Below are 14836 nucleotides of genomic sequence, written 5' to 3'. Positions count from 1 at the left end.
CTATTTTAACCTTGCGAAACCTCGCGCTATGAAAATCTGGGAAAAAGGCTTTTCGGTAAACGACAAAATTGAGCGCTTCACGGTGGGGCAGGACCGCGAGCTGGATAAATACCTGGCGCCCTTCGACCTGCTCGCTTCCCAGGCGCAGGCGAAAATGCTGGCCAGCAGCGGCTTGATTTCCAAAGCAGAAGAAACCCAGCTGCTGACCGGGCTGGCCGAGCTGCGGGCGCAGGTCGAAGCGGGCACGTTCGTTATCGAGCCGGAATTTGAGGACGTGCATTCAAAAATTGAATATTATCTGACCGATAAATTCGGTGATGCGGGCAAGAAAATCCACACGGCCCGCTCGCGCAACGACCAGGTGCTGACGGCTATTCAGTTATTTATCAAGGATTATACCGAAAAAATCGGCGCGAAAATTCTGGAATTAGCCGATTTATTAATTCGGCAGGGCGTAAAATACCAGCACGACCTGCTGCCCGGCTACACGCATTTTCAGGCGGCCATGCCGAGCAGCTTCGGGCTCTGGTTTGGCGCTTATGCCGAGCATTTGCTGCTCGATATGAGCTTGCTGGAAGCCGCGCACACCGTGGCCGACCACAACCCGCTGGGCTCGGGCGCGGGCTTCGGCAGCAGCTTTGGCATCGACCGGGAGCAGACGACGCGCGAAATGGGATTTAGCAACCTGGCCATCAGCGCGGTAGGCGCGCAGATGCTGCGCGGCAAAACCGAAAAAACGCTGGCCTTCGCCATCGCGGGCGTGGCCGGTACGCTCAGCAAGCTGGCCTACGACCTGGTGCTGTACAACAGCCAGGATTTGGGCTTCGTGAAGCTGCCTAAGGAATTCACGACGGGCTCCAGCATTATGCCGCACAAGAAAAACCCCGACGTATTTGAGCTGGTGCGCGCGCACTGCAACCGCCTGCAAGCGCTGCCGAACGATATCATTCTCACCATCAATAACCTGCCCAGCGGCTATCACCGCGATTTCCAGCTATTAAAGGAAATCCTGTTCCGGCCCATGACGCAGTTTGCCGATATTCTGGATATTCTATTGTTTGCCGTGCCGGTGCTGGAGGTGGTGCCGGGCGTTATAAATCAGCCGAAGTACGACGCCATCTTTTCGGTCGAGAACATCAACCAGCTTATTCAGCGGGGCGTACCGTTCCGGGATGCCTACAAGCAGGTGGGCCAGGCGGTGGACGCGGGCACGTACGTGCCGCATAAAGAATTTACAACCAGTCATTTAGGTAGCGTGCACCGGCCCGGCCTGCCGGAGCTGGGAGCGCGGCTGCAACAAGCGCGCGCGCGGCTGCCCTGGGCCGGCGGCGCGGCAGCGGAGTAGGGGCCAGGTAGGATGGCTGTAACCCGGAGCGTAGCTTAGCCGCTACACTGCTGCCATCTCTACTAAAACCCGTATGAAAATCACGAAGCTGCTCGTTGCCAACCGCGGCGAAATAGCCATCCGCGTGTTCCGCGCTGCCTCCGAGCTGGGCATTGCCACCGTGGCCCTCTATACGTACGAGGACCGCAACTCGCTGCACCGCTACAAGGCCGACGAAGCCTACCAGATTGGTCGCGACGACGAGCCGCTGCGCCCGTACCTGGACATTGAAGGGATTATCACCCTGGCTAAGGAGAACGGCGTCAACGCCATTCACCCCGGCTACGGCTTTCTGAGCGAGAACGCCGACCTGGCCCGGCGCTGCCGCGAGGAAGGCATTACGTTCGTGGGCCCGCGCCCCGAAGTGATGGAGGCGCTTGGCGACAAGGTAGCTGCTAAGGAGGTTGCCCTCAGGTGCGGGGTGCCGCTCATCGAAAGCAGCGAGGCTGACCTGGTTGACGCGGACGTGGCGCTGGCCGAGGCGCACCGCATCGGCTACCCGGTGATGCTGAAGGCGGCAGCCGGCGGCGGCGGGCGCGGCATGCGCGTCATTCGCGACGATGAGCAGATGCGCAAGGGCTTTTTCGAGGCCCGCAACGAGGCCCAGAATGCCTTTGGCGACGATACGGTTTTCCTGGAGAAATTCGTGGAGCGGCCCAAGCACATCGAAGTGCAGCTGGTGGGCGACCAGCACGGGCACCTCACGCACCTCTACGAGCGCGACTGCTCGGTGCAGCGACGCTTCCAGAAGGTGGTGGAAGTGGCACCGGCCGTCGATTTGACCGAGTCGCTGCGCAGCCGGCTCTACGAATACGCGCTGAAAATCGGCAAGGCGGTGGGCTACGACAACGTGGGCACCGTGGAGTTTTTAGTAAACCCCGAGCTGGACCGCATTTACTTTATCGAAGTCAACCCCCGCATCCAGGTCGAGCACACCGTGACCGAAATGATAACGGGCGTGGACATCGTGAAAACCCAGCTTTACATCGCCTCGGGCTACCCGCTCGAAGCGCCCGAAATTGGCCTGGGACCCGATGTAGCAGTGCCGCGCGTGGGCGTGGCGGTGCAGTGCCGCATCACGACCGAGGACGCCACCAACGACTTCAAGCCCGACTACGGCACCATCCTGGCCTACCGCTCGGCGGGCGGCTTCGGCATCCGGCTCGACCAGGGCTCAGTGTACCAGGGCGCCATCATCTCGCCGTTTTTCGACTCGCTGCTGGTGAAAGTGTCGGCCCACGCGCCCACCCTGGCCGGCGCGGCCCAGAAGATGCTGCGCACACTCGACGAGTTTCGGGTGCGCGGGGTAAAGACAAATATGCAGTTTTTGCAGAATATCGTGCGCAACCCCGAGTTTCAGGCCGGGCACGCGACCGTCGATTTCATTAAGGACCACCCCGAGCTGCTGCAATTCAAAACCCGCCTCGACCGCGCTACGCGCCTGCTGCACTACATCGGCGAGGTGGTCGTGAATGGTAATCCCGACGTGGCCGGCCGCGTGGATGAGCGCCGCCAGGTGCGCAAGGTGCCACTGCCCCAGGCCGACCTGCACCAGGCGCCCGCGCCCGGCACCCGCCAGAAATTGCAGGAGCTGGGCCCCGAGAAATTCGGCGAGTGGCTGCGTCAGGAGCCGCTCATCCACTACACCGATACCACGCTGCGCGACGCGCACCAGAGCCTGCTGGCCACGCGCATGCGCACCATCGATATGCTGAAGGTGGCTGACCGCTACGCCCGCCGGCACCCGCAGACGTTCTCGCTGGAGGTGTGGGGCGGCGCGACGTTTGACGTGGCGCTGCGCTTTCTGCACGAAGACCCCTGGGCCCGCCTGACCCGCCTGCGCGAGGCCGTGCCGAATATCCTGCTCCAGATGCTGATTCGGGGGGCCAACGGGGTGGGCTACAAAGCGTATCCGGACAACCTGACCGAGCGCTTCGTGGCCGAGGCCGGCGCGAAAGGCGTCGATATCTTCCGCATCTTCGACTCGCTGAACTGGATGAAGGGCATGGAAGCCTGCATCGGTTTCGTGCGCAAGCAAACCACCGGCCTGGCCGAAGGCAGTATCTGCTACACCGGTGATATTCTGGACCCCGGCCGGCCCAAGTACAACCTCCAGTATTACCTGACCCTGGCCAAGCAGCTCGAAGATGCCGGCGCACACATCCTGTGCATCAAGGACATGGCGGGCCTGCTCAAGCCCTACGCGGCCCAGGAGCTGATTCCGGCGCTGCGCGAAACGGTGAAGCTACCCATCCACCTGCACACCCACGACACCAGCGGCCTGCAAGCCGCCACCTACCTCAAGGCCGTGGAGGCGGGCGTCAACGTGATTGACGTGGCGCTGGGCGGCCTCTCGGGCCTCACCTCGCAGCCCAACTTCAACTCGGCGGTCGAGATGCTGCGCCACTCGCCGCGCCACCGCGAGTTCGACCAGCACAGCCTCAACGAGTTCAGCGATTACTGGGAAGCCCTGCGCGAGCAGTATTACCCCTTCGAGAGCGGCCTGCTGGCCAGCACCGCCGAGGTGTACGAGCACGAGATTCCGGGCGGGCAGTACTCCAACCTGCGGCCCCAGGCGGCCGCGCTGGGTTTGCTCGACAAGTTCGAGGAAGTAAAGCAGCGCTTTGCCGACGCCAACCAGCTGCTGGGCGACATTCCGAAGGTTACGCCCTCGTCGAAAGTGGTGGGCGACCTGGCCTTGTTCATGGTTTCCAACAAGCTCACGCCCGAAGACGTCATCAGCCGCGGCCCGAGCCTGAGCTTCCCGGAGTCGGTGCGCGAGCTGCTGCGCGGCGACATCGGCCAGCCGCTGGGCGGCTGGCCCGCCGACGTGCAAAAGGCGGTGCTCAAAGACGAGCAGCCGTTTACCGACCGCCCCAACGAGCACCTGGCGCCCATCGACTTCGACAAGGAGTGGGCCGAGTTTGAGAAAACGCACCCCAATGCGCAGTTCACCGACCTGTTATCGAGCCTGCTTTACCCCAAAGTATTTGCTGAATACTGGGAGTTCCGGCAAGAATACGGCGATGTGAGCCGCATCCAGACGCCGGTATTCTTCTTCGGGCTAAAAGAAGGCGAGGAAACCATTATCGAGATTGCGCGGGGCAAGTCGATTATCATTCGCCTGCAATCCATCGGCCCGGTCAACGCCGAAGGCATGCGCACCGTGTTCTTCGCCCTCAACGGCCAGACCCGCAACCTGGAAGTGCGCGACCAACACGTGGAGGTAAAAACCGTGCACAACGCCAAGGCCGACCGCGCCAACCCCCGGCAGATTGCCGCGCCCCTGCAAGGCATGCTGAGCAAGGTGCTGGTGCAGCCCGGCCAGCAGGTAGCCAAAAACACGCCGCTGTTCGTGATTGAGGCTATGAAAATGGAAACCACTATCACCGCTCCCGCCGACCTCACTGTGGGCACGGTATCGCTCGGTGCGGGCATCCGCGTGCAGGCCGACGACCTGGTGCTGACCTTGGAATAGGCTACGCGTGGCTAAGCATCCCGTTCAGTCAGTAAATTCGCCGCCATGACTATCTTCAAATTTATTTTTCTGGCGCTGGCTGGTACCGGAAGCATCGCACTGGCGCTGCCCGCCTACGGTCAGAATTCGGAACTTGCCCGCGCCCGGGACAGCAATTTCAACAACGGCTACAGCTTGGCGCCGGCCGAGGCTGGCAGCCTGCAAGGCAGCCCGTTCCTGCTGCCCGCCTGGTCGGCCGCCACGCTCAGGCTGGCGGCCGGCGAGCGCGTTGTATCGGCACCGCTTAAGTACGATGTGTACCGCCAAGAGTTGAGGGTACGCCGCCCGCAGGGCGATTCGGTAGTATTGCCCCTGGCGCAGGTGCGCGAGTTCAGTCTGACGGGCACTACCCCGGCGCGGCGCTTCGTGTGCTACCCGCCTACCTCGTTGCCTGCTGAAGTAAGCGGCGCAGCGGCGGAGGTGCTGTTCGAAGGCGCCAATGCCCAGCTGTTGAAGTTTGTGCGTAAGGAAGTGGTTAAGAAAACCATCGACAGCGGCTCGTACGCCACAACCACAACTATAAGTGTGCTCGACGAGCAGACCCACTACTACCTGCGGTGGTCGCCTAGCGGGCAGTTGGTCGGCCTGCGCCTGAAACGGGCCAGTCTGGAGCAAGCCCTGGCTGGCCGCCCCGCCGCCCTGGCCGCCCTCAAAAGCCGCAAGGGCAGCCTGGGCTCGGAAGTGGAGCTGGTGGCGGCAGTGGCTGCCCTCGACCCACTGCTCGCGCCGGCCGGCCACTGAGCCTTTGCTAATTAACTAATATACAATGCGTAGTTTTATTCTGCTTGGCTGGCTAGCCCTCGGCGCGCTGCCGGCGTCGGCTCAGCACCACGCCAAAGTATCGGCCAAAACCGTTCGGCGCGTGCTCAACACCCTGGCGGCCGATGCTATGCAGGGCCGCGCCAGCGGCCAGCCCGGCAACCAGCGGGCGGCCGACTTTCTGGCCGCCGAGTTTACCCGCTTCGGCTTGCAGCCGCTGCCGGGGCAAGTGAGCTTTATGCAGGAATTTTCGGCCTACGAAACGGCCGTGGCCAGCCTGGCCGTAACGCTCAACGGCCAGCCGCTGCCGGCCGGGCAGGCGTTTGCCATCACGACTCAGCCCGCGCTGAGCTGGAGCGAAAAAGACGGCGTGGAAGTGCTGGTGCTGGGGCCCACCGACAAAATCCAGCCGCACTACCGCGACATCTTCCGGCCCGGCAAAAACCTGCTGGTGCTGCTCGACCCGGCCCAGAAAGAGTTGTTCGCCTCGCTGGCCGCGCAAATGACCAGGCCCCGCGTGCGGGCCGAGCAGGCCGCCGGCCCGTATTCGTGCGTGGTGGCGCTGGCCGCCGCGTCCGCCAGTCCGGCCGCGTACCAGGTGACGGCCAGCACCACCACCCGGCCGCTGGCGCTGCGCAACGTGGTGGGCTACCTGCCGGGCCGCGAAGCGGCCCGCAGCACCGAAAAAGTTATCTTCTCGGGCCACTACGACCACCTGGGCATTATCAAGCCGGCCGTGAATGGCGACTCGATTGCCAACGGGGCCGACGACGACGCCAGCGGTACCACCGCCGTAGTGGCGCTGGCCCAGTATTTCAGCAAGCGCCACGACAACGTCCGCTCGCTGGTATTCGCCGCGTTCACGGCCGAGGAAATCGGCGAGTTTGGCTCGCAGTATTTCTCAAGGCAGCTCAAGCCAGAGGAAATAGTAGCCATGTTTAATATTGAGATGATTGGCAAAGTGGCCAAGTTCGGGCCGAATACCGCCTTTATCACGGGCTACGACAAATCGAATTTCGGCCAGCTGCTGCAAGCCAACCTGCAAGGCACCAGATTTAAGTTTGAGCCCGACCCGTACCCCGAGCAAAATCTGTTTTACCGCTCCGACAACGCCATGCTGGCCCGCGTGGGCGTACCGGCGCACACCATTAGCACCGACCAGATTCCGACCGATAAGCTTTACCACAGCGTCGATGATGAAGTAAGCAGCCTGGACGTCAAGAACATGACGGCCGTTATCTCGGCCATTGCGCTAAGCGCCCACGGCATAGTAACCGGCCAGCAGACCCCAACCCGGGTAGCTCCTGAAAAGTAGCCCATAGTACCCAGCCAAGCCCCTTACACCCTTAACCGCCCGGCACTTGCATCTGGAAACGGCGTTAGGCAACTGCTACGGCATTTTGGCCGCTACCAACTGCACAAGCGGCGTGCCCGTGCGCTCGGCACTGGTATAGAGCCGCAGCGTGTCGCCGCTGATGTGGTAGTAGCGCGTAGCGTCGAGGGCCTGCGTAAACTTATGCTCCGTATCCATAAGCGGGCAAGCCATCCGGGTGCTGCCCAGGTTGACAAATTCCAGCTGGCCATCGGTTTCGGCGGGCTTCAACCCGCCCCGGAAGCGGTTGCAGCCACTCATGCCCTCAGCCGTACCCGCATCGCTGATAAGCAAATAAGGCACCTGGTCTGGTGAGGCAGCAGGCGCGAGTGGCTGGCCGCCCATTGCGAAAACCGTCCAGCGGGTTTCGCGCAGGGGCGCATCGGGGGTAGTAACAGCACTGACCATCGGCGTAGTGTTGGCCCGGTCAGTAACGCGCTGGCAGGCAGCGCCAACCAGAACCAGGCAAGGCAGAAGAAAGGCGAAGCGACGCATAAAATAAAGCCAGCTATAATAAGCAAGCTCGAGCTTATACGGTGAGAATGGCCCCAAAGTAATAAACCGCGCTGTTTTCCGGCAGCTGGCCGGGATTTTTGAGTACTGGCAAATATGGTTAATGCCGAGTATAGGCAATATAAGTTATTTTCACGCAAAAAGGGCAGCGAATCAGCTGTTTAGCCTGATTCGCTGCCCCCTGTGTTGCTGATGGCAGCTATTCTTGAGCTTGGCGGCCGAAGCAGTGGCGCAAAACACTGCGCCGGTTACTTCAGCTTAATTGCCACCTATCCGGAAGCTCATGCCCACGCCTACAGTGGTAGCCCCGGCAGCTACCCCACCCATAATACGGCCTAGCGTGGCGTCGAAGCGCAGGCCAGTCCAGGGGCGGTAATACAGGCCGGCATTGGCGCCGGTAGTCAGGTTGTCGCGCCCCCGGCCATAGGCTTCGACAAAGTAGCCGGCTTTATTGCTGATGGGCGCGGTGAGTGCCAGCGAGCCGATATACTGGCCGGCTATCTCGCCGTTGAAAACGTCGGCCAGCGTGAGGCCCGACTGCACAAAGCCGAAGTTGCCTTCGAGCGCCGCGCGGCGGCCCAGCTGCTGGCTCACCAGCAGGCGGCCGGCGGGAGCCCAGGTAGTGCGGCGCAGGCCGTTCTGGCCGGTGTTAGGTATAGCTACCTCGGCCAGCAGCGCTGCCTGAAACCGGCTGGCCCGGTCGGGCGTCAGCATCAGCTTGGTGCCTACCGTAATGGGGGCCCACCCGGCCGAATCAGGCCGCATTACCGGCCTGTCGCCCACAAGGCCCGGTTTGCCGGCCGAATTGCCAAACACATAGGGCTGCGTAATACGCAGTTCCATGCTATTAAAGAAGCCGATGCGGAGCGTGTTTACGTTGCTGCTCACGCCCACGCCGGTTCGCGGCGAAAAGCGTTGGATACCCGTTTCGAGCTGAAACTGGCCCGGCCGCAGCACCCCGGTCGAGATAGTCTGGCCGGGGCGGTCGGGCCGAATATGCTGCACGAAGGGCGCGTCAGCATTTTCATTATTTTCATCCGGCGTGTTCTGGGCCAGGGCGGGAGTGAGGCGGCCTGCAAGCAGGGCAGCCAACACCAGCGGAGTGGTCTTGCGCATGACTACCCGACGCGAAACCCCAGGGGATAGTTCAACGTAGAAGGCCGGTTTTTGGAGAAAACGAATACGGCCGTGGTAGAAATGAATAATTTCTACCACGGCCGTATTCGTTTGAACCAGCTCAAGGTGAGTGGCTTACTTGCTCTGCTGAATGGCTTGCACGGCGGCGGCTACCGTGGCCTGATTTTGCGCGGCATTCGGCTTGCCAGCCTGGGCTTCGGCACCTTTCTGCAGCACATTTATCATCATTTTATCGTAGCCCCGCGCTTTAAATTGCGGCGACACGGCCAGTTTTTGCAGCCGGTCTACATCCTCGGCAAAGGCTGTGGGGTCGTTGAGGCGGCCCAGCATCTGGGTCAGCGCCCCGATAAGACCGTACTTGTTACGGCCCGAGGCCGCATCGTACGTTGTGCGGATATAATTCCACTGCTCCGGCCCACCCTGCTGGGCGTAGACGGTCGTCACGGCCTGACCCAGATGGGCATCATTCTCAAACGATTTGGCCCGAGCCAGTGCTACCGTGGGGCTAATTTCGCCCAGGGCTTCGAGGCCGGCACCCTGCACCAGGTACGACTTGCTGCTGAGGGCAGCAGTCAGGATTTTCTCATCCTTCTTGTCTTTCAGCTGGCTCAGGGCAATTAGGGCGGTGGCCCGTACATGGTTTTCGGTTTCGGTGGCGGCCAGCTGGCGCAGGATAGGCGCGGCAGCCTTAGCCACTTCTTTATTATCCAGCTTCAGGCCCTGAATAGCGGTAATGCGCAGCTGGTAAAACTTGTCTTTGAGGGCGGCCAGCACCAGGGCACGGGCTGTCGCATCGGTCGTTTGCTTTTCCAGCGCCGCATCAAGAGCCTCGCGGCGGTCTACGAATAGCGGCGCGTGGCTATATTGATACACGTACTCGCTGAACGGCTTATTGTCGGTTTTCTGCCAGAGCGTAAACTTCTCGGCGTCCACGTTCACCAGCTGGGGCTGGGCCGCCAGCGGCATACTAAACGTCTGGGTGGCCTGGGTCATCATCACGCGCTGGCGCTGCGCTTTGCCATTTACGTAGTAATCAATTGCCAGCGGCAGCTGAAATACCTTATCAGGCTGGGTTTGCTTAATCGTAACGGTCTGGGTCTTGGTGCCCGCGTCCCATCCGTAGTTAATCGTGACTACCGGCTGGCCGCTGCCGAAGTACCATTGGTTGTAAAACCAGTTCAGGTCCTGGCCCGATACCGCTTCCATCGCCAGCCGCATCTGGTGCGCCTCGCCGTTGCCGAATTTGTTGTCGGTGAGGTACTTGTGCAGGCCGGCAAAGAATACGTCGTCGCCCAGGTAGGTGCGCAGCATCTGCACAATGGCCCCGCCTTTCTGGTAGCTCACGAGGTCGAACACGTCCTCCCGCTCATTATAATGAAAGCGCACCAGGTTTTTGCCGGCATCGCGCTGGCTGGCCAGGTACGATTTCAGGTAGCGGTAATTGTGAGCATCCGACGCCTCCTGCCCGTATTTGTGCTGGGCATATAAGGCTTCTGAAAAGTCGGCCATCGACTCGTTTACCGTGATGTTGGACCACGACTCGGCCGTGACGTAGTCGCCAAACCACTGGTGAAACAGCTCGTGCGCAATCACCGACTCGCTCTGGTACTCGCGGTCGAGCAGCTCGCGGGCGTCCATCTGCACCTGCTCGCCGTGCAGCGTAGCGGTGGTGTTCTCCATGGCGCCGCTCACGTAGTCGCGGGCCACAATCTGGGCGTATTTATTCCAGGGAAACTCTACGCCCAGGCGCTGGCTGAAAAACTCCAGCATGTCGGGCGTGTTGCCGAAAATCTGCTTGGCGTAGGGCGCATATTTAGGCTCCAGGTAATAGTTAACCTCCTTATTGCGCCAGGTATCCTTGTAGATTTTAAAGTCGCCCACCGCCATCATAAACAGGTAGGGCGAGTGGGGCAGGTCCATCTTCCAGGTGTCGGTGCGCAGGCCGGGGCCGGCGGGCACCTGGCTCACCAGCCGGCCATTGCTGAGCGTGGTGTATTTGGCCGGCACCGTCATGGCGATTTCCTCGGTTGTTTTCTGGTTGGGCCGGTCAATGGTCGGAAACCAGGCCGACGAGCTTTGCGTCTCGCCCTGGGTCCAGATTTGCACGGGCTTACCCTTTACCGTGCTGTCGGGGTTGATAAAGTACAGGCCCTTGGCGTCGGTGATGGCTGCTGAGCCCTTCACCGACAGCTCGTCGGGCTTGGCAGTATATTCAATATAAGCTATGTATTCCTCGCCCGGCTTAAACACCCGGCCCAGGTTGATGCGCAGGTTGTTTTTATCGGAGTAGTCATATTTGAGCGGCTGCTGGGCGCTACCGCTCATCATGGCCACTGTTTTGATATCCATGCCCTGGGCATCGAGGCGCAGGGTATCGGTAGCGTAGGCGTGGGGCTTGAGTGTTACCCACTCCTGCCCGTAGAGGTAGCGCTTGGCATAGTCGAAGCGCACGGCCAATCTGGTATGCACCAGGTCATTGGTTTTGGTCGACGAAGGCTGGTAGGGCGCATCGGGCGCGGCCATAGGGGTAGAAGGGGCCTGGGCCTGAGCCGCAACGGCCAGCAGCAAACAGCCCGGCAGCAGCGCAGCAAAAAGGGTGGGTTTCATGGAAGAAGAGAAGGTAGCAGACTATGGAAGACCAAAGATGCAGGCCACCCGGCAAAGTTGCCTTTCCGGGCGTCATAAACGCAATGAGCCGGCCGCTAAACTAGTGGCCGGCTCATGGTAGCGGAAAGGTGGCAACAGTACTATTTGGCTACCAGATTGGCGCGAATCTCACCGCCGGGGTTAGCTGCCGTATGAATGTTGGCATACACGTGGCCCATCGTCAGGGAGTCGGGCTGCGAAGTAATCAGTGGGGCAGTAGTAGAAGTAACAGTCGTGAGCGTAGTGGTGCCCGTAATGGTACCGCTGGTAGCCGCGGGTAAGTTTGCAAAAGGCAACCATACGTTGCCTTTATGCTTCGCGTCGCCATAGTGCAGGTGCGCGGAAGTAGGATTACCCGTGAGCCCCGAGAATGTGAGGGTGTAGGACAGCACTTTGGTAGTGGGGTCGTAGGTTCCGGTAAAGCTGCCCGTGGCCGATGTAGCCGTGGTGGCGGGTGTCTCATTGGCCGCACTTAGCGTACCCGTTACCTGCATGGGCGCGGGAGTGGTGCTGCTATCACTTTTTTTGCAGGCTGTAGTTAAAGCCAGACCAGCCAGAGCGGTAAGGAAAAGATTTTTCATGTAAGCTGAAAAGAGGTGGAGATTAAAAGGTTGGGCGTTCAACGTATAACGCCATAAACGGTTTTGCTAAGGTACCCGGATTGCGAAAAGAAAATTAATTTTTGGCTCAACTGCTTAAGGTAGACGCTCAACTGCTTTCGCCGCGATGCTGGTGCCGGCCCTATCGGCAACTTCGGCAGGGTGGCTGGCCAGAGGCAAGTGTTTGTGCGCCGCGCTGGCAGCCGCTGCGCCAGCCAGCGGCCCAGCCCGGCCAAAGTGGCAGAAAACAACGCTTGGTACGCGGCTTGTAACAAGGCCTTCAGCGGCTTCGTAGCCGTTATTCCCAACCCAGACACCTGTCACTTTTAAACTTCAGCACCCGCACTATCATGGGCAAAATCATCGGTATTGACTTAGGCACCACCAACTCGTGCGTCGCCGTAATGGAAGGCAACGAGCCGGTTGTAATCCCCAACTCCGAAGGGCGCCGCACCACGCCGTCGATTGTCGCCTTTCTGGACAATGGCAAGGGCGAGCGCAAAGTAGGCGACCCGGCCAAGCGCCAGGCCGTTACCAACCCCAAAAACACGATTGCCAGCATCAAGCGCTTTATGGGCCGCAACTTCTCGGAAGTATCATCTGAGAGCAAGTACGTGGCGTATGACCTGACGCCCGGCTCTAATAATACGGTAGCCGTGAAAATCGGCGACCGCAACTATACGCCCCAGGAAATCTCGGCCATGATTCTGCAAAAGATGAAGCAGACGGCCGAAGACTACCTGGGCCAGCCCGTAACCGAGGCCGTTATTACGGTGCCGGCTTACTTCAACGATGCCCAGCGCCAGGCTACCAAAGAGGCCGGCGCCATCGCGGGGCTCGACGTAAAGCGTATTATCAACGAGCCGACGGCTGCCGCGCTGGCCTACGGCCTCGATAAAAAGCACAAGGACCAGAAAATAGCCGTGTATGACCTCGGCGGCGGCACGTTCGATATCTCCATTCTGGAATTGGGCGATGGCGTGTTTGAAGTGCTGAGCACCAACGGCGATACCCACCTTGGCGGCGACGACTTCGACCAGGTTATCATCAACTTTCTGGCCGACCAGTTTAAGAGCGAAAACGAAGGCCTCGACCTGCGCAACGACCCGATGGCCCTCCAGCGCCTCAAGGAAGCGGCCGAAAAAGCCAAGATTGAGCTGTCGTCGTCCAACGAAACCGAAATCAACCTGCCCTATATCACAGCCACGGCCAGCGGCCCCAAGCACCTGGTAGTGAAGCTGAGCCGCGCCAAGTTTGAGCAGCTGAGCGACGACCTCGTGCGCCGCTCGATGGAGCCCTGCAAAAAGGCGCTGCAAGATGCCGGCCTCTCGGCTTCGCAGGTTGATGAGGTCATCCTGGTGGGCGGCTCAACCCGCATTCCCCGCATTCAGGAAGAAGTAGAGAAGTTCTTCGGCAAGAAGCCTTCGAAGGGCGTGAACCCCGACGAGGTAGTAGCCATCGGCGCCGCCATCCAGGGAGGTGTACTCACCGGCGAGGTGAAAGACGTGCTGCTGCTCGACGTAACCCCGCTCTCGCTGGGTATTGAGACGATGGGCGGCGTGATGACCAAACTCATCGAAAGCAACACCACCATCCCGACCAAGAAATCGGAAACCTTCTCAACGGCCTCAGATTCGCAGCCTTCGGTCGAAATCCATGTGCTGCAAGGCGAGCGCCCGCTGGCCAGCCAGAACCGTACTATCGGTAAGTTTCACCTCGACAGCATTCCGCCCGCACCCCGCGGCGTGCCGCAGATTGAAGTAACGTTCGACATCGACGCCAACGGCATCCTGAACGTGACGGCCAAGGATAAAGGCACTGGCAAGGAGCAGAAAATCCGCATCGAAGCCAGCTCGGGCCTCACCGACGCTGATATCGAGCGCATGCGTACCGAAGCGGCCGCCAACGCCGACGCCGATAAAGCCGAAGCCGAGCGTATCAAAAAAGTAAACGATGCCGACTCGCTCATTTTCCAGACCGAGAAACAGCTGAAGGAGTTTGGCGATAAGCTGAGCGGCGGCAACAAAACGGCCGTAGAAGGGGCGCTCGCCGACCTCAAGAAAGCCCACGAAAGCAAAGACCTCGGCGCGATTGACGCTGGCGTAGCTGCCTTGAACAAGGCCTGGGAAGCAGCTTCGCAGGAGATGTATGCCGCTGCCGGAGCGCAGGGTGGCCAGCCGGGCGCCCAGGGCTTCCCCGGTGCCGACGGCCAGGGTCAGAGCAGCCAGGGCCAACCCGCCGGCGACCACGTAACCGACGTGGATTATGAGGAAGTAGAAGGCAAATAAATGGCCGACGAGCATCGACTGAATTAATTCAGTCGATGCTTTGAAAAAGGCCGGCAGCGCAAGCTGCCGGCCTTTTGGCGTTTAGCTATATTGCCCTGCTCGCCTGCCGGGCCGGGCTGCCAGGGCGCTACGCGTCAGCCTCAGTAGCCTCCGCGTGGGCAGGCGCCGGAAGCAGCAGCCTGCCCATGCGCAGGCGCCGGAAAGCAGTAGAATGCTGCTTGGAAGTGAGTAGGACTTTTTCAATATTTTATTTTCTGCGGCGGGTCCGTGCGGGAGTGCTATGTCATGCGTGTTGCTACTTGCGGCAAGAGAAATATTTTTACTATTTTCAAAACAAGAATTCGTATAACTTATCTAATTTGGAAGGAACAGTAAAAAATAATAAATAAATGAAAAACAGAAGATTAGCGCAAAAACATTGAACCTAAGCTTTGCATAATTCAGGGTTAGTGACTTGCGCGCTTCGCTGTTGCGGTGTAACTTGCATCATAATTACCAAAACAAGATTATTTGAGTCAACTTCTAATTTGAGTAGTCTCTTCAGGTTGTACTAAGCAAACGTCGGGCAGCAGCGCATGGCCATTGCTTTAGAATAGCCGTAGAGAGGGGAAATCTGCCAGA

General features: G+C 59.9%; 9 protein-coding genes. 5 read left to right on the top strand and 4 right to left on the bottom strand.

Annotated elements, in window-relative coordinates:
- The first annotated feature begins 28 nt into the window (after window positions 1-28).
- The 4 genes from argH to F6X24_RS17030 all read left to right on the top strand — a co-directional run bounded on the left by argH (window position 29) and on the right by F6X24_RS17030 (window position 6975).
- Complete coding sequence (gene argH / locus F6X24_RS17045) at window positions 29-1345, top strand: argininosuccinate lyase (RefSeq protein WP_151089150.1); 1317 nt, start codon at window positions 29-31, stop codon at window positions 1343-1345.
- Window positions 1346-1418: 73 nt separating this feature from the next.
- Entirely contained in the window at window positions 1419-4862 is a 3444-nt protein-coding gene (locus tag F6X24_RS17040; RefSeq protein ID WP_151089149.1) for a pyruvate carboxylase, read from the top strand.
- A 45-nt stretch (window positions 4863-4907) separates the two neighbouring features.
- On the top strand, window positions 4908-5642 hold the full coding sequence (locus F6X24_RS17035; protein WP_151089148.1) for a hypothetical protein: 735 nt from the start codon (window positions 4908-4910) through the stop codon (window positions 5640-5642).
- A 25-nt stretch (window positions 5643-5667) separates the two neighbouring features.
- Window positions 5668-6975, top strand: coding sequence for a M28 family peptidase (locus tag F6X24_RS17030; RefSeq protein ID WP_151089147.1), 1308 nt, complete (start codon window positions 5668-5670; stop codon window positions 6973-6975).
- Window positions 6976-7050: 75 nt separating this feature from the next.
- On the opposite strand, the gene F6X24_RS17025 is transcribed toward F6X24_RS17030, so the two are convergent.
- The 4 genes from F6X24_RS17025 to F6X24_RS17010 all read right to left on the bottom strand — a co-directional run bounded on the left by F6X24_RS17025 (window position 7051) and on the right by F6X24_RS17010 (window position 11909).
- Window positions 7051-7527: an META domain-containing protein gene (locus F6X24_RS17025; protein ID WP_151089146.1), complete on the bottom strand. Its 477-nt coding sequence runs from the start codon at window positions 7525-7527 to the stop codon at window positions 7051-7053.
- Window positions 7528-7803: 276 nt separating this feature from the next.
- A complete protein-coding gene (locus F6X24_RS17020) occupies window positions 7804-8661 on the bottom strand; it encodes a transporter (protein ID WP_151089145.1) in 858 nt (285 codons plus the stop codon).
- A gap of 135 nt (window positions 8662-8796) precedes the next feature.
- A complete protein-coding gene (locus tag F6X24_RS17015; protein ID WP_151089144.1) occupies window positions 8797-11289 on the bottom strand; it encodes a M1 family aminopeptidase in 2493 nt (830 codons plus the stop codon).
- A 140-nt stretch (window positions 11290-11429) separates the two neighbouring features.
- A complete protein-coding gene (locus F6X24_RS17010; RefSeq protein ID WP_151089143.1) occupies window positions 11430-11909 on the bottom strand; it encodes a CHRD domain-containing protein in 480 nt (159 codons plus the stop codon).
- 368 nt (window positions 11910-12277) lie between these two features.
- Between F6X24_RS17010 and dnaK the strand changes: the two genes are divergently transcribed.
- Window positions 12278-14215 carry a molecular chaperone DnaK gene (gene dnaK, locus F6X24_RS17005; protein ID WP_151089142.1) on the top strand — a complete coding sequence of 646 codons (1938 nt, stop codon included), beginning with the start codon at window positions 12278-12280 and terminating at the stop codon, window positions 14213-14215.
- The last annotated feature ends 621 nt before the right edge of the window (window positions 14216-14836 follow it).

It is taken from the genome of Hymenobacter baengnokdamensis (assembly GCF_008728635.1).
GTDB classification, from domain to species: domain Bacteria; phylum Bacteroidota; class Bacteroidia; order Cytophagales; family Hymenobacteraceae; genus Hymenobacter; species Hymenobacter baengnokdamensis.
Note: the sequence above shows the minus strand (reverse complement) of the source record. Positions and strands in the feature narration are given on the sequence as shown.

Bases quoted from the DNA above. Each gene is read 5' to 3' on its own strand.
- F6X24_RS17030 (WP_151089147.1), top strand. From the start codon at position 5,668: ATGCGTAGTTTTATTCTGCTTGGCTGGCTAGCCCTCGGCGCGCTGCCG.
- F6X24_RS17010 (WP_151089143.1), bottom strand. From the start codon at position 11,909: ATGAAAAATCTTTTCCTTACCGCTCTGGCTGGTCTGGCTTTAACTACA.
- F6X24_RS17025 (WP_151089146.1), bottom strand. From the start codon at position 7,527: ATGCGTCGCTTCGCCTTTCTTCTGCCTTGCCTGGTTCTGGTTGGCGCT.
- F6X24_RS17020 (WP_151089145.1), bottom strand. From the start codon at position 8,661: ATGCGCAAGACCACTCCGCTGGTGTTGGCTGCCCTGCTTGCAGGCCGC.
- dnaK (WP_151089142.1), top strand. From the start codon at position 12,278: ATGGGCAAAATCATCGGTATTGACTTAGGCACCACCAACTCGTGCGTC.
- F6X24_RS17040 (WP_151089149.1), top strand. From the start codon at position 1,419: ATGAAAATCACGAAGCTGCTCGTTGCCAACCGCGGCGAAATAGCCATC.
- argH (WP_151089150.1), top strand. From the start codon at position 29: ATGAAAATCTGGGAAAAAGGCTTTTCGGTAAACGACAAAATTGAGCGC.
- F6X24_RS17015 (WP_151089144.1), bottom strand. From the start codon at position 11,289: ATGAAACCCACCCTTTTTGCTGCGCTGCTGCCGGGCTGTTTGCTGCTG.
- F6X24_RS17035 (WP_151089148.1), top strand. From the start codon at position 4,908: ATGACTATCTTCAAATTTATTTTTCTGGCGCTGGCTGGTACCGGAAGC.